This is a genomic window from Jiella avicenniae (assembly GCF_021390325.1).
Lineage (GTDB): Bacteria > Pseudomonadota > Alphaproteobacteria > Rhizobiales > Rhizobiaceae > Jiella > Jiella avicenniae.
Genome location: NZ_JAJUWU010000021.1, coordinates 48,756 through 66,148 on the forward strand (window position 1 = coordinate 48,756; position 17,393 = coordinate 66,148).

Sequence of the window (17,393 nt, forward strand, 5' to 3'; positions counted from 1 at the left end):
GGGCCGTCCCGACGGGGCAGGGATCAGGGCTGGACGGTTGCCTTGACCTTGGTCAACTCATACTGGTTCTCCGGCGCCTCGCAACGCTGGCAGTTGATGCCCGGCGAGTCCGGTGCCTTCGTGATCTCCTCGGGGAGCGGCTGAATGGTCGCCCCAGGCGTCGGATTGCCGTCGAGGGCGGAGGTCAGCGTCAGTTCCGGAAGGAGCGTCGGGTTGAAGACCTCGGTGACGAAGGAGGAGGGGACCTTCTCCGACGGGAAGACGTTGCATCCGTTCTCGAAGGTGTCGCCCTCGCAGAGCTTCACGTCCGCGGCCGGAACCCAGGGCAGCGGATATTGGATGTTCATCGGCTCGAGGTCGCGCTTGCCGGTGAGGACTTCCATCATGATCTTGAAGGCATAGCCGGCAGAGGCGGGCGGCGAACCGGAGGAGACGCCCTTCAGGCCCATATCCTGCATCTTCGGATCGGCCAGAGCCAGACGGAAACCGTCCGAATTCTCGCCGGTGATCGGAACGAGCTTGCCGCCCTTGTCGAGAAGAGCCTGGACGGCACCGTATTCACCGGCCTGCGCCCAGATGCCGTCGACGTCCGGATGAGCAGCGAGGGCCTTTGCGGTTTCCTGCTGGGTCGTGCGGTCGTCCCAGTAGCTGTAATATTCGGCCGCGACCGAGATGCCGGGATACTGGTCGAAGATGTGCATGGCGCCGTCGGTGTGGCGCTTGTCGACCGAATTGCCCGGAACGCCGCGGGACAGAAAGATCTTGCCCTTGCCGCCGAGTTCGTTGACGAGCGCCTGGGCGGTGTTCTCGCCGAAGCCAGCCGTGATGAAGCTGACATTGTAGGCGCAGGGTTCGGTGACCGTCGCGTCGTACATGAAGAACTTCACGCCCTGATCGCAGCCGCGCTTGATCGTGCGGTTGAGGGCGGTGGCGGAGATCGGGAAGCTGATGACGCCATCGGCGCCGGCCTGGATCATGCTCTCATAGGCGGAGATCTGCGCCTGCGGATCGGTTCCCGAGATCACTTCGGTCAGTTCGACCTGCTTGTCGTAAGGCGGGGTCTTGGCCAGCGCCTTGACGATGTTGGCGGCTTCCGACTGCCAGGAATTGCCGCTGTAGCTCATGGCGAGATAGATCTTGTACTTCTTGTCGGAGCCCGAGTCCTGGGCCTGCGCCAGCGTCGCGCCGAACGTCGCGGCCAATCCCGCGATCATCGTCGCGGAGGCGGCGCCTTTCATCAGTTTGTTCAATCTCATCGTGTCTTCACTCCCTGTTGCTGTCCGTCCCCTGTGCGGGGGACGTGGCAGATCGATGGAACCTCCCTCCATCGGGGTCGACGCGGCCCTCCCAATGGCACCGCGTTCATGCCTTCCGGTTGCGCAGCCGCAGCCCGGAAAAAAGGTCCTCGCGCAAAAGGACGAGCGCGACGAGGATGATCGAACCCTCGATGATCGTCCGATATCCCTGGTCGAGACCAATGGCGGATATGACGGTTCCGAGCGTCGTCAGAAGGATTGCGCCGCCGACCGTGCCGACGAAGCTTCCGCTGCCGCCGAGGATCGAGGAGCCGCCGATCACCACTGCGGCGATCCCCGGAAGCAGGTAGCTGTCGCCCATCCGCAGCGTCGCGCCGTCGGAATAGCCGACCAGCATCATGCCGACGAAGCCGGCGCAGGCCGCACTGATGGCGTAGGGAATGGCTTCGGTCAGCCCGACATCGATGCCGGCGATGCGTGCGGCTTCCCGGTTGACGCCGATCGCGTAGAGGCGGCGGCCGAGCGTCGTCCGGCTCTGGACGATCCAGCCCACGATCGCGAAGAGGACGACGAAATAGACGACGACCGGAATGCCGAGCCAACGCTCTTTCATCAGGAACGCGAGGATTTCCGGAGAATTGCCGCGCGGCGTACCGCCGGTGAGCCCGAGGGCCGCCGAGGCGACGAAGATCGACGATGCGAGCGTCATGATGAAGGGCGGGATGCCGAGAATCACGACGCCCGCGCCGTTGACGAGCCCGATCAGCGCGCAGACGCAAAGGGCGATCGGCAGGACGTAGAAGGCGTTGCCGTCGCTGCCGTAGACGGTCGCGAGGACACCGCCGATGACGACGAGCGAGGGCGTCGAGAGATCGAGCCCACCCACGAGGATGACGAGACCCTGGCCGAAGGACAGGACGATCAGGAACGACGACAGCGTCAGGATCGTCAGGACCTGGTTCCATGATCCGAGGGCAGGGCTGACGAAACGCGAGCAGAGGATCAGCACCGCCGACAGGGCGAACACCGCGACGATGTTGACGAGATCCCGATCGATCCCGCTCGAGGCGCGCCTGTCCTCGACGTGCGCGAAGGTGTCCGTGGCCGAACCGTCGTTTCCGGTCGTCTGGTTCATCGCACCGCTCCCTTCGAGAAGGTCCGGCCGATCAGGTTGCCGAGGACGATCGCCGCGACGAGGATGACCGACTGGAACATGCCGGTGTAGAAGGACGAGACCCCGGCGGCGAAGAGCACTTTCTGCAGCAGCATGAGAACGCCAGCGCCGAATATCGATCCGAGGATACCGCCGCGGCCGCCCGAAAGTGATGTCCCGCCGAGCGCCACGGCGGCGAATGCGAGCAGCAGGAACGATTCCCCGGCGTTCGGATCGCCCGTCGCGGTCTGGGCACTCAGCATGAAACCGGCGAGGCCGTAGAGAATGCCGGCGCCGACGAAGGCCGCGAAGCGCGTCGCCGTCACCGAGATGCCGGACAGGGACGCCGCCTGCTCGTCCGCACCGACGGCGTAGATCCCGAGGCCGGTGTTGGTGCGCGAGAATCCAGCCCACAGAAGCGCGACAGCCAGAACGATGAGGCCCGAGATCGGCAGGACGCCAAACAGGGTGTCGGTCAGCTCGTAGGAGACCCATTGGGCGACGTAGCCGCCCGGCGCGTCGAGGAAGACGAGGGAAAGCCCCTGGCAGACGATCATCGTGCCGAGGGTTGCGGCGATGGTCTGCAGGCCGAGCTTCGCCACCAGAAACCCGTTGATCGCCCCGACGGCCGCGCCGATCGCCATGCAGATCGCAAGGCTCGCGAGGGCGCCGAGCGGGCCCTCGATCGGATAAATCGCCATGAAGACGTTGGTCAGTGAGATCACGCCGGCGACGGAGAGGTCGAATCCTCTCGCCAGCACCACCATCGTCTCGCCCGCCGCCGCGATGGCGAGCGGCGCGGAATTGTTCATCAGATTGGTGAAGGTGTAGAGCGACAGGGCCGAGGGCTCGAACCAGGCATAGAGTGCGTACATCGCCAGATAGAGGACGAAGACCACCGCCGCGCCGCCGGACAGCATGCGCTTCAGTCGCAGTGTCGGCCGACTGGTCCGTTCTGTCGCGAGGCTGGCGGCGTAGCTCACGAGTACGCTCCCTTCGATGCGGCGCTGTCCTCCCGATGGCCGATCATCGCCCCGACGAGGTTCTGCTCCTCGATGGCGTCGCCTTCGAACGCTTCGACGATCCGCCCGCCGTAAAGGACGAGGCAACGCTGGGCGAGGCTGGTGATCTCGGGCAGCTCGGACGAATAGAACAGGACCGAACCGCCATCTTCGGTGAACTGGCGAATGGCTTCGTAGATCGACTGCTTGGTCCCGACGTCGACGCCGCGGGTGGGATCGAACAGCAGAAGGATCCGCGCGCCGGTCATTACCGTCCGGGCAAGCAGCGCCTTCTGCTGATTGCCACCCGAAAGGTCGGAAATCCTGAACGGGAGATAGCGTCGGGCGAGATCGACGACGTCCGCCGTCTCGCCGGCGGCATCGCGCTCCCTCGACCGGGAGACGACGCCGAAGGAGGCGACGTTCCCGACGACGGGCAGCGTCATGTTGGATGCGGTGGTGAGGCTCGCGAAGATCCCCTCGGTCTTCCGCTCCTCGGGAAGAAACGCCATGCCGCGGCCGGAGGCGAGGGCGCCTTTGGGGCTGCGGATGTCGGCGACCTTGCCATCGACCGAAATCGAGCCGGAACGGCGCTTCTCGAGACCGACGAGACTGCGGAACAGGTCCCGCTGCCCTTGCCCTTCGAGGGCCGCCACGCCGAGGATTTCGCCCTCTTTCAGCTCGAAGGACACGCTGTCCAGTATGTCGGTCGTCAGATCGCTGACGGACAAGACCGCCCCGGAGCTTTTCGGCTTGCCGGCATGGGTCGACAGGGTCTTCTTCGCGGAACGGCCGACCATCATCTCGAAGATGCGGTTGTCGTCGGCGCCGGCGAGATCGACTGTATCGATGCTTCGGCCATTCCGCAGAACCGTGGCCCGGCTGCAGATCGAGCGGACTTCGGCCAGCCGGTGGGAAATGTACAGAACCGCGGTCCCGGCCTTCCTGGCATTCTCGATCAGCCGGAAGAGCCAGTCGACATCCGAGAGTGAAGCGGTTGGCTCGTCGAGAATCAGAAGCCGCGTTCCGTGGGAAAAGGCCCGAACGATCTCCAGCCGCTGACGATCGGGAAGCGAAAGCCGACCCACCGCTTCCTCCGGATCGAGGGGAAGGTCGAAACGCGCCAGAATCTGCGATGCCTTCTCGATCGTACGGCCGCGTGAAAACAGTCCGGCTTTTGCCGCCGGCAGTTTGGGCAGGCACAAGTTCTCGGCCACCGTCAGGTTCTGCAGCAGGCTGAGTTCCTGAAAGGCGATGGCGACGCCGCAGCGGCGTGCGCCGAGGATCGAGCTCGGGGCATAGGGCTCGCCGGTCAGCGACATCGTCCCGCGGTCCGGCTCGACGACACCGCCGAGCACTTTCACCAGTGTGGACTTGCCGGCACCGTTCTCGCCGAGCAGCGCGTGGACTTCGCCCGGGCCGATGGAGATCGAGACATCCTCGAGGGCGACGGTCGCCCCATAGGATTTCGAGACGCCGCGGCACTCGACGGAAGCCATCCTCGCTTCGCTCATGATGGCCCTCCTCCCAAAGGTCGCATGGCGTGCTGCAAGCGATTGCAGCAAACGTTTGCTGCAAACGATACCAGGATCAAACGCTGATCGATCGCGACTGTCAACAGGGAGTTTTGACCGGTGCTGGCGGTGCGCGTCCCGTCAGAGGACGGCGTGGACCTCGCGCGGCTTCGGCGCGAGTTCGCAGGCATAGCGGATCGCGGCGACGAGACTCTCGTATCGCGCGACGCCCTTGCCCGCGATGTCGAAGGCCGTGCCGTGATCGACGGAAGTGCGGATGATGCCGCCCTTGAGGCCGACGGTGATGTTGATCCCTTCGTCGAAGGCGACGGCCTTCACCGGGGCGTGGCCCTGATCGTGATAGCAGGCGACGACGACGTCGAAGTCGCCGCGCATCGCCCGGTAGAAGAGGGTGTCGGCGGGAAGAGGTCCCTTGACGTCGATGCCCTCGCACTGCGCCTTCTCGATACCTGGAACGAGCTTTTTCTCCTCCTCGCCCTCGCCGAACAGCCCGTTCTCGCCAGCATGCGGATTGATGCCGCAGACGGCGATCTTCGGGTGCGGGTTGCCGGCCGCCGCCAGCGTGTCCTGTGCCAGGCGGATCACCTGATAGGTCCGATCCGGGTCGATCCGGCGGATCGCCTCCAGAAGGCCGACATGGGTGGTGAGATGGATGACCTTCATCTTCGGCGCCGCCAGCATCATCGAGTAGCTTTCGGTTCCGGTCAGCTCGGCGAGGATCTCGGTATGGCCGGGGTAGATGTGGCCTCCGGCATGGAGGGCTTCCTTGTTGAGCGGCGCCGTCGCGATCGCCGCGACCTTGCCGGCCTTCGCCATCTCGACTGCCGCTTTCAGAAACTGGAACGCCCCGTTGCCGGCCTCGGCCCGAACCTCGCCGAATGGCAGGTCACCGAGATCGAGCCCAGGATCGGCGCAGAGGACGGTCCCGCCCTCGCTTCCGGGAATGGCTTCCTCTGGTTCGAAGGACTGGATGCGGAAGTGCGCGCCGACGATCTGTCGCGCCTTTTCCAGAACGGCAGCGTCGCCGACGACGACCGGTCGGCAGAGCTCCAGCGTTACGGGGTCGATGACGGTGCGGGCTACGATCTCCGGGCCGATTCCGCAAACGTCCCCCATGGTGATGGCAATGGTCGGCTTCATGGGTTCACTGTTCCTTCGATCAGATATGTCATCGCTTCCGCCAGAGCTTCGCGGTGGCCGAAGCCGCCGGCCTTGGTGACGATATGGCACTCGAGCGGCCCGATTGCCGTAACGAGGGGCATGCCGGGAAGGACCGTTCCGCGAATGTCGACGGCCGTGATTCCGCAGGCTTCCATGGTGGCGCGGGCGGTGTCGCCGCCGGTGGCGACGAGCCGTCCGATGGTCCCTGCATCCAGGAGGAGTTTGGCGACGCGGCCAAGACCGTTGGCGACGAGGCGGCTGGCCTCCCTGCGGCCGAGCCCCTTCTTCGCCGCGAGCTCCATGACACGTCGGATCTGCTGGCTCTGATGGGATGTGGTCAGGACGGCGATCTTGCTCGACCGGGCATAGATCGCCGCGACCTCGTCGGCGCAGCGTTTGGCTTCGACCTCCAGTGCGTCGTCAATGAGGGCTTCGGCCGACATGACGACCGGTTCGATCCCATGCGCCGCGCAGGCTGCGTCGATCTGTTCGATCGCAACGGGATTGACGCTGCCGCAGACGAGGAGAGCCGGACGCCTCGCCGGCGGAAGGTCGGTCGGCCCGGCGCCGGCCGAGCCACCCCAGAGCTTCGAGAGGTGTTCGGCGATCCCGGCGGACCCGGCCCACAGAATGGGCCCGGCCACACCCTCCATCTCGCCGCCGAGCGCGGCGGCACGCTGCAGATCATCGTCGGTTCTCGCGTCGATGACGAGGCAGAGATAGGTTCCGGCCTGCGCCGCCGCCGTGGCCCATTGCCGGATCCGGTCGACGTCGCCCAACTCGTCCGGCAAGACCGGGACGATGCGGACATCCGGCATCTGCGGACTGATCAGGTCGATGATCCTGCTCTCGACGACGGGGGTAGCGGGATCCCGCGCGATCGCGGTCCTGTCCACCGGAGTGCCATCGACCAGGAGAACCCCTTCGGCGACGGTCCGGCCCATGGAAGGGTAGGCGGGCGTCACGAGAACGGTTCGGCATCCCGACTTGCGGGCCATGGCGTCGATTTCGGCGCCGACATTGCCGCGCATGGTCGAATCGATCTTCTTGAACAGCCGCACTCCGTCGAGAGCGATGCCGTTCATCGCGGTCTCGATGGCGGACCTCGAGGCATCGCTTTCCAGCGCCCGGCTCTCGCAATCGATGACGATCGCATCGCAGCCGGACGTCTCGGCCGTTGCTGCAGTATCGAGAAAGACCCGCGTCCTCAGACCGGACGCGGTGAACTGCAGTCCGCAATCGGCCGCCCCGGTGAGATCGTCCGCCAAAACGAGGATAGAGGCGGAACGCCGAGCCGCCGCGGTTTCGGCGGGGCCGGTCATCGGGCCTGCGTCCCTGCCTCCGCAGCGTCCAGCGCCTCGTCGTCCCGCGCCGTTTCGATCCGCCGGGCATCCGTCCGCGACACGAGGAACGACACGTAGAGGGGCAGCAGAATCGCCGTCGTGACCGTCGAGGCCGCGACCTGGACGGTGGCAAGCTGGGCGACGCTCTGGAAGACGGGGTTGGCGGCGGCGATCGCCATCGGCGTAGCGACAGCGTTGCCGGCCGTCGAACCTTCCGCCGAACCGACGATGGGGTTCCAGCCGATCGCCCGGAACACAAGGTAGCCGACGGTGCCCGTGAAGAGCGTCGTCATGACGCCGATTGCGATGCCGGCGAGGCCACCCGCGATGATCGCTCCGAAGTCGATGCCCATGCCGAGCGCGAAAGCGAAGAACGGGATCAGCATGTCGCTGCCCCTGGCAAACCAGTTGCGCAGGTCCGGATCGAGGTTGCCGAGGACGATGCCGACGACGATCGGCAAAAGCACGCTGACGAAGGAGACGATCGAGAAGAGCCCATTCACGAAGCCCATGGCGCCGAAGATCGTCAATGCGACCATGGTGAGAAACGGCCCGTCGTTCAAAGCGAGCAGCGAATAGGCCGCCTTGTCGTCGGCCTTGCCGTACTGACCGACGATCGCGACGTAGAGCCCACCGTTCGAATTCGTCATCGCCGCAATGATCGCGAGCGGCACCATGCCGAGGAACAGGCCGTCGGTTCCTGCGAGGACATAGGCCAGGAGGCCGACCGCCGCGCCGACGAGCCATTTCACCGCGAGGAGCGTCGCGCCCTTCGCAGCTGCCGATCCGACATTGGTCAGGCTGATCTGCGCGCCCGCGCACAGAAGGAAGAGAGCGATGAGGGCACCGGCGCTGTCGACGAAGAGCGCCTGGGTGAAATTGCCGATCCTGAGCAGGCCCGGCAGAAACGTGTTGATCGTCGCGCCGAGGAGCAGCGGTACGACCATCATGCCGCCGGGTATGCGGTCGAGTGTCGCCTTGATTTTCATAGGGATGATCCATCGCAAACGTTTTCACGACGTAAGGCACGGCTATCGATCAGCAAGTCCTGCTTTGTTCCGGGGGGGATCGGATCGACGTCGAGCGGTCATCCGGTCGTCACGCCTCGATCGCTTTGCCGCCGTCCGGATCGAACCAGCGGACGCTTTCGGGCGGAACCGTCAAGGTGAAGGGTGCGCCCGTCGGGGGGGCGTCGTCCGGTTTGACGCTGGCGATGAGCGTCTGCTCGCCGGTGCGGCCGATCAACAGCGTCTCCGCGCCGGTGAGTTCCACCACCTCGACATCCATCGACAGAGCCGTCGCGGCCTGCGCTCTTGCCGGTGCGAGATGCTCGGGCCTGATGCCGGCGATGAGCGCGCGGCCGGAGCCGAGCGTCTTTCGGGCCGCTGCGGGAATCGGGATGAGGCAGGTTCCGCCATCGGCCTCGAAGCGTTCGCCGTCTTCCGATACGCGGCCTTCGAGGAGATTCATCGGCGGCGATCCCATGAAGCCGGCGACGTAGAGGCTCGCGGGGCGGTCGTAGATCTCGCGGGGCGATCCGATCTGTTCCACCCGCCCCTCGCGCATCACCGCGATGCGAGTGGCGAGCGTCATCGCCTCGACCTGGTCGTGGGTGACGTAGACGATGGTCGCCTTCAGCTTCTGATGCAGGCGCTTGAGCTCGGTGCGCATCTCGGTCCGCAGTTTCGCGTCGAGGTTCGACAGAGGCTCGTCGAACAGGAAGACCTTGGGATCGCGCACCAGGGCCCGGCCGATGGCGACGCGCTGGCGCTGGCCGCCGGACAGCTCCGCCGGCTTGCGGGCGAGCAGCGGCTCGATCTGCAGGATCTCGGCGGCGCGCCGCACCGCGACGTCCCGCTCCGCCTTCGGCACCTTGCGCATTTCGAGGCCGAAACCGATGTTGCGGGCGACCGAAAGGTTCGGATAGAGCGCATAGGACTGGAAGACCATCGCGATGTCGCGGTTCTTCGGATGGACCTTGCGCATCGAAAGGCCGTCGATCAGGACGTCGCCGCCGCTCGGCTCCAGAAGCCCGGCGACGATGTTGAGGAGGGTCGACTTGCCGCAGCCCGACGGGCCTAGCAGCACCAGGAACTCGCCGCTCTGAAGCGCGATGTCGATGCCCTTCAGGGTGTCGATGGCGCCGAAGCGCTTCGTCACGCCGGCGATTTCGAGGGTGCTCATGTCGGATCTTTCAGCGCGTAGAGGCGGGGCGAGGTGGAGACCGCCCGCGAGGCGATCGCGATGCCGGCATCGAGCGCTTCTGCCAGCGGATCGCCCGCCGCGATCCCCATCAGAAACCCCGCATTGAAAACGTCGCCGGCCCCGATCGTGTCGATGACCTCGACGTGCGGCGCCGGGCGATGGATCGGCGCGCCGTCGGATGCCTGCGCCATCGCGCCTTTGGCGCCGAGCTTGGCGACGACGACGCCGTCCGGCCGAAGCTTGCGGCGAAGCATTGCGACGCCCGCGGCGATGCCCGACCTCTTCCCGGCGATCGACGAAGCCTTGGAGAGCGGGGCTGCCGGCGAATGGCTCGACGCGGCCGGGGGGCAAGGCTGCGATGGGTGGTCCAGATCCTGGAGACGCTTCTCGATCCCGATACGATCGTCTTCGGCGGGGCGATCCCATCGTCGCTTCTCGACGCGCTATGCGAACGCATGCTTCCGCTGCTGCCGTCCCATGCCGACAGACCGGCCAGAGAGCTGCCGCGGCTGACGATCGGGGGCGCCGATCCGTGGATGGTGGCCGCCGGGGCGGCGGCCGAACCCATCGCCCGCACGTTCGACCCCCGCTTTTCGGCAATCCAGAACGGCCTCGTCGCGCCCGATTGACGGATCGTCGGGCGAGCGCATCGAAACCGACGCCATCTTGATCTGCATCAAGGCGGACGCGGCCGATCGACCCTTTAGATCCTCGGACCATCCGAGGAGAATGGCCATGAGCGCCACCGCTGCAAAATTCGGACACGCCGAACTCACACCCAGCTTCCGGCACGTCCGGCTGGAGCTCGCCCGCGAAAAGGGCCACCCGGACGGCAGTCGCCATCAGGGCTACGATCTCGTCGTCCCGCTGGATGCTTCGGGCCATCTCGATCCGGTCGAATGGAAGGCGCATCAGGCCGCCTGCCGCGTCCGCCGATTCCACGAGGACGAGCCCGACCAGATCGGACGCCTCAGGCGCAAGCCCGGCGGCACCTGGTACTTCGACTACGTGGAGGGCCGCGACGACGACGAGATCGGCTTCCGCCTCGGCGCGGAACGGTTCGTTCCCGGCGAATACGTGTCGATCAGCCATCGCGGCGTCATGCACACCTATCAGATCAAGCGCGTCCAGGAGCTGTGACCGGCCGCCCGACGGCGCTTTGCAACGGGGCGCCGACGACGAGCGCAAAGTCCAGCCGGCGATGCAGGAGGAGGTCACGATGCGACGGACACCGACAGAGGCTCTGACCGACGCCGTGATGCAGCCGTCGGAACTGCTCTTCCTCGATTATCAGGCCTTGCACGTTCCCCTTCGACTTGCGGAACTCTGCCGGCAGAGCGCGGCGAGGCTCGTCACCGAAAGCCTCGGCTTCGTCGTGGAGCGTTTCGTCCAGGATCAGAAGACGTTCCTGGGGCTCATGACCTGCCGGGACTTCTCGCGCGCCGAAGCGCTGCAGAGGGAGTGGCTTGATACCGCGGTGCGGCAATATTCGGAACTCGGCCGGGCGGTGTCGCGCCTGGACGGGGAGGCCTCGGATCGGGTGGCGGAGGAACTGGCCGATGCCTGGACGCTTCCGGCACCGGACGAGGAGCCGGCGGCTCAGATGACACCTGATGCAGCGCCGCCGACTGCAGCGGCGAGCCAAGCCGGCTGACCTGCGATCCGAGCGATGGGCGACGGTGGACTGTCGGCACCGCCGAGATCTGCCGGCGCCGAGCGATTGTCCTCCCAGGCCCGTCCGGGGCATCGATCGTCTTGCCGCGCGGTCTGCGGCTCTGCCTCCGATCGCCGGCTTCGAGCCGTTCTACTAGCCCGCCCTGCCTCGATCGAGGGCGGATTTCAGATCTTCCATGCGTGGAACGCCCGGGAAGATCACCGTACCGGCGACGAAGGCGGGCGTGCCGTTGAAGCCGAATCCGCCGGCCTGGGTGTCGTTTCGGCGCAGGAGCCCGTCGATCTTCGCCTTGTCGCGCCGATAGTTTTGCTTCAGCGCCGCCACGTCGAAGCCGGCCTTCGCCAGCGTGTCGTCGATCGACTGCGGGGACAAGCGACCGTCGGTCCGGATCAACGCGTCGAGCGCCTGCGGACGGTGTTTTCCGGCTGCCAGCGTCAGATGCGCGGCATAGAGGGACGCCGCGCCGAAGATCGGCCAGTCCTTCATCACGAAGCGGATGTCGCCGTCCCGGCGAACGAGATCCATGATCTGCGGATAGGATTTCTTGCAGTACGGACACTGGTAGTCGAAGTACTCGACCAGCGTGACGCTGCCCTTCGGATTGCCGAGGATCGGCGCTTCGGGGTCGTGGAGCACCGCCTCCTTCGACATCGGATCGGGCGCGGCGACGCTCTCGCCCGCCGCGAGAAGCGCGCCGCTTGTCAGCGTTGTGGCGAGAAAGGTTCTGCGGTCGAGCTTCGATGGCATGACGCCGGTTCTCCGTTTGGTTTTCGTTGCGGGTGGATCGGCCCATGCCGCCGCCCACGATCTTGCCGACGGCGGAGACGCGGCGGTCGAGGTCGATGACGGCCTCGTCCGGCATGCGGTTGCCGCCGACCTTCCGTTCTTCGAGCGAGCGCTCAGGCGCGAGGCGTGACGCGACGGCCGGTCAGGCGAGGGCGGCTTTGCGAGCTTTCAGAATGGTCGCGAGCGCCATGCCGATCAGCATTGCCGGCAGGAAGACCATCGTTCCGGGCGCGGCGAGCGGCAGAGCCGTCCACGCCGGCCCCGGGCAGAAGCCGCCGATTCCCCAGCCGACGCCGAAAAGCGCCGCGCCGGCGACGAGTTCGCCATCGATGTCTTGCCTGGTCGGGATCTGGAAGTCGGCGAGAAGCAGCGGTCGCTTCCGTCGCCAGACGAGGCGATAGCCGATGAAGGCGGTGATCGCCGCGCAGCCCATGACGAAGGCGAGGCTCGGATCGAAGGTGCCGAAGAGGTCGAGAAAGTTCAGGACTTTGGCAGGATTCGACATGCCGGCGACGATGAGGCCGATGCCGAAGAGCAGGCCGGAGAGGAAACCGAGGAGGATGCGCATGGTGCTCACACGATATGACGCAGGACGAGGACGGTGACGAAGGCCGTCGCCACGAAGGTGAGGACGGCGACGAGCGAGCGCGGGGACAGCCGGGCGAGACCGCAGACCCCGTGGCCGGACGTGCAGCCGGAGCCCATGACGGTGCCGAAGCCGACGAGAACGCCGGCAAGCGCCATGGCGACGAGATCGCCCGGCACCGTCTGCCGGACCGGCGATCCGGTGACTGCCAGAACGACGAGCGGCGCGGCGATCAGCCCGGCGATGAAGGCGAGGCGCCAGTCCCAGTCGTCGCGGCGCATCGGCAGCGCCCCGGTGGTGATGCCGGATATTCCGGCGATGCGGCCGAACAGCGCCATGACGAGAACGGCGGAAAGGCCGATCATGACGCCGCCGAGGGTGGAGGCGAGGGGCGTGAAGGGTGTGACGGTATCGAGAGGCATGGGGTCCGGGTCCGAAAGAATGCGGAGTGATCACGCGAAGGCTGCGGCACTCTTGTAGAGCATGGAGAGGGCGACGATGAAGACGAGGCCGGCGAAGGCGACGTCGAGCGCGCCCTTCCTGCCGGAAAGCCAGCGGGCGGCGACGGTGCCGAGGAACCCGCCGAGGATGCCGCCGGCGACGAAGACGAAGGCGAGCGGCCAGTCGACCAAGCCGGAAAAGGCGTAGTTCAGCGCCGTCGTCAGGCCGAAGGCGGCGACCGCGACGAGCGAGGAACCGATGGCGTTCAGCATCGGCATGCCGGTTGCCGCGACGAGGCCCGGCACGATCAGGAAGCCGCCGCCGATGCCGAAGAAGCCGGAGAAGATCCCCGTCATTCCGCCGAAGCCGAGCACCTTCGGGGCGTTCTCGCGGTTGCATTCGGCGCCGGCATTGCCCGTTCGGTCGCGGTTGCGGAACATCAGGATACCGACGGCGATCATCAGGAGGGCGAAGAGGAAGAGCAGCTTCTGCCCGTCGATCGCCTTGCCGAGCGTCGAGCCGAGGAACGCCCCGAGAACTCCGGCGACGCTGTACAGGCCGGCGCAACGCCATTTGACGTTGCCGAGGCGGGCGTGGCCGACGAGATTGGTGCCGGCATTCGCGGCGACGGCGAAGGCGCTGGTGCCGATCGCCATATGGGCGCTGGGCACACCGACGAGATAGACCATCAGCGGGACGGCGAGGATCGAGCCGCCGCCGCCGAACAGGCCGAGCGTCAAGCCGACCAGCGAACCGGAGACGGCGCCGAGAAGATATTGCAGCGGCTCGAGGGTCATCGGCGGGTCCATTCGAGGCAAGCCTCGAGACGTCGAGGGCGTGCTGCCGACCGGCAGCAGGCAACGTTTCGTGTTCTGGCTCGGCGATCGGATCGCGGTCCTTCGGCATCGCCTGCCGACGGACGGGCGGCAGGATCGTCTCCCCGGGCAGGCAGCCTGTTTGCAGGGTTTCAGGTCGTCGACGAACCATCTCGGGAAGCGCGGCTCGTGACGGCAGCAACGTCGTACCCGGCCGCCTTGGCGCGGGCGACGATGTCCTGCTCCGGGCGCTGCCCGACCTGGCTGAGCGCCCACAGCGTCGCCGAGCGCATGCCGGAGCGGCAGAAGGCGACGACCGGCTTGGGCAACTCGTCCATGGCGGCGGCGAACTTCGCGACGTCCTCGTTCGAGGTCTTGCCGATCACGACGGGAATGTAGCGGGCCTCCATTCCGGCGTCCCGGGCCGCCCGCTCGATTTCGGCGAAGCTCGGCTGATCGGCGCCTTCGCCGTCGGGCCGGTTGACGATGATCGAACGGAAGCCGGCACCCCCGAGGGCGGCGACTTCGTCGGGGCTCACCTGGTCGCGGACGGCGAGTTGTTCGGTGAGATTTTTCGGATCCATGTCGATTTGCTCCCTTGGCTGGAGATCTTGCCCGGCCGCTCCGGCGGAGCTTCGCTGCCCCGCATTGGCGGCCGGATCGGGCGCATGTGCAAGGCCGGTTTCTTGGAGCCGGTCGCTCGCGAGCCTCGTCACGCTGGTCCGGGCGCGGAGAAAGCGACTGCTGGTCTCAGGACGCCGTCGCTCAGCGAAGGTCGCCTTCGGCGGCAGGGCTTGCTGCTGGTCCGGTTCATCTCACCGCGGGCGTATGCGGGTCGTCGTTGGCGGCAGCGAGGAGGCCGACTTTTGCGAAGACGGCGGCCCCGAGAAAGGGGCCGAGGGGGAGGGGCCGCGACGGCCGCGTCGCCAGCGCAGGGGCCTCAATGCCCGCAGGACAGAACAGCGCGTGGAGCGTCGCGACCAATCTTTCGGCTTTCGGATCGGCGAGGCGGTAGACGACGTTCTTGGCCTCGCGCCGCGGCTCGATGATGCCGGCATTGCGCAACTCGCCGAGCTGCTGGGACAGCGAGGGCTGGCGCAGGCCGAGCTCGTCTTCCATCTCGGCCACCGACATCTCGCCCTCCACCAGCCGGCACACGATCAGCAGCCGCGTCGGATGGCCCAGCCGCTTCAGAAGCGAGACCGCTTCCTCGATCATCTCCGCCCGGGCGAGCGCCGCAGCGCCGGGCCTCTCGGCGGGGCCGCTCATCGGGCATCCTCCCAGGGTGCGCCGGCGAGCCGGTCGAGCGGAATCTTCAGATAGCGCGTGCCGTTGTCCTCGGGCTCCGGCAGCCGTCCGCCCCGCGTGTTCACCTGCAGCGCCGCAAGGATCAGCTTGGGCATCGAGAGCGTCTCGTCCCGGGCCTCGCGCAGCGCGACGAACTCCGCCTCCGTCTTGGCCCGGCTCAGATGGACGTTCGAGCGCTTCTGCTCGCCGACGGTCGACTCCCAGGCAGGCTCGCGGCCGCCCGGCTGATAGTCGTGGCCGGTGAAGACGCGGGTCTCCTCCGGCAAGGCGAGAATCTCCTGGATCGACTGCCAGAGCACCCGCGCACTGCCGCCTGGGAAGTCCGCGCGGGCAGTGCCGCCATCGGGCATGAACAGCGTGTCGTGGACGAAGGCGGCGTCGCCGACGACATAGGTGATCGAGGCGAGCGTATGGCCCGGCGAAAACAAGACCTTCGTGTCGATCTCGCCGATCTGGAAGACCTCGCCCTCGGCAAACAGCTTGTCCCATTGCGAGCCATCGGCCGGAAAGTCCGGCCAGTTGTAGATGTCCTTCCAGAGTGCCTGGACCCTGGTCACCTTCTCGCCGATCGCCGTCGGCGCGCCGGTCTTCGCCTTCAGATACTGGGCGGCGGAGAAGTGGTCGGCATGGGGATGGGTGTCGAGGATCCACTCGACGGTAAGTCTCTCCGTCTTGATATAGGCGAGGATCTCGTCGGCCGAGAGCGTTGCCGTCGCACCCGATTTCGGGTCGAAGTCGAGCACCGGATCGACGATCGCGCAGCGCTTCGTCGCGGGGCAGGCGACGACATATTGGACGGAGAAGGTGCGAGGATCGTAGAAGCCCTTCACGATCGGGGACGCGGTCATTTCGAGGCCTCCAATTTCCGTGTCCGATAGAGCCAGTCGGAGACGCCGAGGCCGTCCTCGCGGGCCATGTCGGCGAAATCGATGATGTCGTCGCCCGGCTCCCAGCCCTCCGGCGTCGCGACGTCGTGGCCGTCTGACAACTGCAGCGCCCGCACGGTGCGCAGGACCTCGGCGACCGAGCGCCCGGTCGACATCGGGTAGAACGAGGACATTCGCACGATCCCGTGCGGGTCGACGATGAAGAGGCCGCGCACCGTCGCGCTCGTTCCGGCGGCCGCATCCAGCATGCCGTAGGCCCCGGCGATCGCCATGGACGGATCCTCGCAGACCGGGAACGGGATCTTCAGCGAAAAGCGCTCCTCGATCGCCCGCACCCAGGCGAGGTGGGCGAACAGGCTGTCGACCGACAGGCCGAGCAGCGCGCAGCCGATCGCGTCGAACTCGTTCGCCTCCCTGGCGAAGGCGACGAATTCCGACGTGCAGACCGGTGTGAAGTCCGCCGGATGCGAAAAGAACACCAGCCAGCGGCCGCGATAGTCCGCCAACTTCACCTCGCCGCGCGTCGAGCGGCAGGAAAATGGCGGCGCTTCGTCGCCGATCCGCGGCTGAAACGGGGTGGAAGCGCTCATGCTGTCTCCGTCTGATTGATTTTCAAAATATGGATAGAGAAGAAGCTATGTCAATATACAAATTACTATATTAAGTTCGAGACGCCGACAGGCTGGCGGCTTTCTCGCCTTCGGCCGGGATGGCGCCAGGCATAACGATATCGTTTTATAAATAATGATGCGGTGTCGAGCCTTCGTCGCGGCCCGTGCGAGCGCGCCGGTCCGCCGCGCCCGAATGCCTTTGACGACGCTCCGACCCGCCCGAACTGCCGCCGCTTCGACGGCGATCGATGCCAGTAACAGGAAACCGACAACGTCCCTCAGGATCGACGATACCGCCGCCGACTTCGAGATCCAGACGACGCAGGGCCCGATCCGCCGCCTCGAATTCCTTGCCGAACCGGCGATGTGATCTGCCCATAGAAGCTCCTCTTTCTCTCGGAAGAGCTCTCCACTTTCGCAAAGCAAGTCCAGCCGCCGACGGCGTCGCAGTCATCGCGTCCGCCGATCGGTTCCAATAGCCAACTCCGACCGTAGCTCTATCGAAGTCGCGGCTAGGAAACTCGTTCTTGGCCAACCCTGACGAAGGCTGTCGATCGCATGCTCCTAACCTATCATTCGCTCTCTCGCGACCAGCAAGCCGTTGCTCGTGTTGGCGGTTGTGAAAGGCAG

The 17,393-nt window shown here is 66.2% G+C and carries 21 protein-coding genes; 4 read left to right on the top strand and 17 right to left on the bottom strand.

Annotated features, from left to right (window positions below; translation table 11 throughout):
- Positions 1–23: 23 nt before the first annotated feature.
- From LZD57_RS19445 to LZD57_RS19485, 9 genes are all read right to left on the bottom strand, one after another.
- Positions 24–1,256 carry a sugar ABC transporter substrate-binding protein gene (locus LZD57_RS19445; RefSeq protein WP_233721244.1) on the bottom strand — a complete coding sequence of 411 codons (1,233 nt, stop codon included), beginning with the start codon at positions 1,254–1,256 and terminating at the stop codon, positions 24–26.
- A 106-nt stretch (positions 1,257–1,362) separates the two neighbouring features.
- A complete protein-coding gene (locus LZD57_RS19450; protein WP_233721245.1) occupies positions 1,363–2,391 on the bottom strand; it encodes an ABC transporter permease in 1,029 nt (342 codons plus the stop codon).
- Complete coding sequence (locus LZD57_RS19455; protein WP_233721246.1) at positions 2,388–3,392, bottom strand: ABC transporter permease; 1,005 nt, start codon at positions 3,390–3,392, stop codon at positions 2,388–2,390. Before LZD57_RS19455 ends, LZD57_RS19450 begins: the two co-directional genes overlap by 4 nt.
- A complete protein-coding gene (locus tag LZD57_RS19460; protein ID WP_233721247.1) occupies positions 3,389–4,924 on the bottom strand; it encodes a sugar ABC transporter ATP-binding protein in 1,536 nt (511 codons plus the stop codon). Before LZD57_RS19460 ends, LZD57_RS19455 begins: the two co-directional genes overlap by 4 nt.
- 141 nt (positions 4,925–5,065) lie before the next feature.
- The gene (gene pdxA / locus LZD57_RS19465) at positions 5,066–6,085 is read right to left on the bottom strand and encodes a 4-hydroxythreonine-4-phosphate dehydrogenase PdxA (protein ID WP_233721248.1); all 1,020 of its coding nucleotides are present in this window, start codon (positions 6,083–6,085) and stop codon (positions 5,066–5,068) included.
- Positions 6,082–7,428 carry a four-carbon acid sugar kinase family protein gene (locus LZD57_RS19470; protein ID WP_233721249.1) on the bottom strand — a complete coding sequence of 449 codons (1,347 nt, stop codon included), beginning with the start codon at positions 7,426–7,428 and terminating at the stop codon, positions 6,082–6,084. Before LZD57_RS19470 ends, pdxA begins: the two co-directional genes overlap by 4 nt.
- Positions 7,425–8,438 (bottom strand): 2-keto-3-deoxygluconate permease, encoded by a 1,014-nt coding sequence (locus LZD57_RS19475; protein ID WP_233721250.1) that lies wholly within the window; start codon positions 8,436–8,438, stop codon positions 7,425–7,427. Before LZD57_RS19475 ends, LZD57_RS19470 begins: the two co-directional genes overlap by 4 nt.
- 109 nt (positions 8,439–8,547) lie before the next feature.
- On the bottom strand, positions 8,548–9,633 hold the full coding sequence (locus tag LZD57_RS19480) for an ABC transporter ATP-binding protein (protein WP_233721251.1): 1,086 nt from the start codon (positions 9,631–9,633) through the stop codon (positions 8,548–8,550).
- Complete coding sequence (locus LZD57_RS19485) at positions 9,630–9,908, bottom strand: PfkB family carbohydrate kinase (protein WP_233721252.1); 279 nt, start codon at positions 9,906–9,908, stop codon at positions 9,630–9,632. Before LZD57_RS19485 ends, LZD57_RS19480 begins: the two co-directional genes overlap by 4 nt.
- A gap of 108 nt (positions 9,909–10,016) precedes the next feature.
- Here LZD57_RS19485 and LZD57_RS19490 point away from each other — a divergent pair, with 108 nt between their 5' ends.
- The 3 genes from LZD57_RS19490 to LZD57_RS19500 all read left to right on the top strand — a co-directional run bounded on the left by LZD57_RS19490 (position 10,017) and on the right by LZD57_RS19500 (position 11,308).
- On the top strand, positions 10,017–10,283 hold the full coding sequence (locus LZD57_RS19490; protein WP_233721253.1) for a hypothetical protein: 267 nt from the start codon (positions 10,017–10,019) through the stop codon (positions 10,281–10,283).
- Between the two features lie 106 nt (positions 10,284–10,389).
- Positions 10,390–10,794 (top strand): hypothetical protein, encoded by a 405-nt coding sequence (locus LZD57_RS19495; RefSeq protein WP_233721254.1) that lies wholly within the window; start codon positions 10,390–10,392, stop codon positions 10,792–10,794.
- Between the two features lie 79 nt (positions 10,795–10,873).
- Positions 10,874–11,308, top strand: a complete 435-nt coding sequence (locus LZD57_RS19500; RefSeq protein ID WP_233721255.1) for a hypothetical protein — start codon at positions 10,874–10,876, stop codon at positions 11,306–11,308.
- Between the two features lie 153 nt (positions 11,309–11,461).
- Here the strand turns inward: LZD57_RS19500 and LZD57_RS19505 are convergent, their stop codons facing one another.
- The gene (locus LZD57_RS19505) at positions 11,462–12,076 is read right to left on the bottom strand and encodes a DsbA family protein (RefSeq protein WP_233721256.1); all 615 of its coding nucleotides are present in this window, start codon (positions 12,074–12,076) and stop codon (positions 11,462–11,464) included.
- Here LZD57_RS19505 and LZD57_RS19510 point away from each other — a divergent pair.
- On the top strand, positions 12,075–12,245 hold the full coding sequence (locus tag LZD57_RS19510) for a hypothetical protein (protein ID WP_233721257.1): 171 nt from the start codon (positions 12,075–12,077) through the stop codon (positions 12,243–12,245). The genes LZD57_RS19505 and LZD57_RS19510 overlap by 2 nt on opposite strands.
- 12 nt (positions 12,246–12,257) lie before the next feature.
- Here LZD57_RS19510 and LZD57_RS19515 read toward each other — a convergent pair whose 3' ends face one another.
- The 7 genes from LZD57_RS19515 to LZD57_RS19545 all read right to left on the bottom strand — a co-directional run bounded on the left by LZD57_RS19515 (position 12,258) and on the right by LZD57_RS19545 (position 16,742).
- Entirely contained in the window at positions 12,258–12,683 is a 426-nt protein-coding gene (locus tag LZD57_RS19515; RefSeq protein ID WP_233721258.1) for a DUF6691 family protein, read from the bottom strand.
- Positions 12,684–12,688: 5 nt separating this feature from the next.
- On the bottom strand, positions 12,689–13,123 hold the full coding sequence (locus LZD57_RS19520) for a YeeE/YedE family protein (protein WP_233721259.1): 435 nt from the start codon (positions 13,121–13,123) through the stop codon (positions 12,689–12,691).
- Between the two features lie 30 nt (positions 13,124–13,153).
- Positions 13,154–13,939, bottom strand: a complete 786-nt coding sequence (locus tag LZD57_RS19525; RefSeq protein ID WP_233721260.1) for a sulfite exporter TauE/SafE family protein — start codon at positions 13,937–13,939, stop codon at positions 13,154–13,156.
- 170 nt (positions 13,940–14,109) lie between these two features.
- Entirely contained in the window at positions 14,110–14,541 is a 432-nt protein-coding gene (locus LZD57_RS19530; RefSeq protein ID WP_233721261.1) for a protein tyrosine phosphatase family protein, read from the bottom strand.
- A 226-nt stretch (positions 14,542–14,767) separates the two neighbouring features.
- Positions 14,768–15,226: an ArsR/SmtB family transcription factor gene (locus LZD57_RS19535; protein WP_233721262.1), complete on the bottom strand. Its 459-nt coding sequence runs from the start codon at positions 15,224–15,226 to the stop codon at positions 14,768–14,770.
- The gene (locus LZD57_RS19540; protein ID WP_233721263.1) at positions 15,223–16,113 is read right to left on the bottom strand and encodes an MBL fold metallo-hydrolase; all 891 of its coding nucleotides are present in this window, start codon (positions 16,111–16,113) and stop codon (positions 15,223–15,225) included. Before LZD57_RS19540 ends, LZD57_RS19535 begins: the two co-directional genes overlap by 4 nt.
- Positions 16,110–16,742, bottom strand: a complete 633-nt coding sequence (locus LZD57_RS19545; protein WP_233721264.1) for a peroxiredoxin — start codon at positions 16,740–16,742, stop codon at positions 16,110–16,112. The genes LZD57_RS19540 and LZD57_RS19545 overlap by 4 nt, the downstream gene beginning before the upstream one ends.
- Positions 16,743–17,393 lie beyond the last annotated feature (651 nt).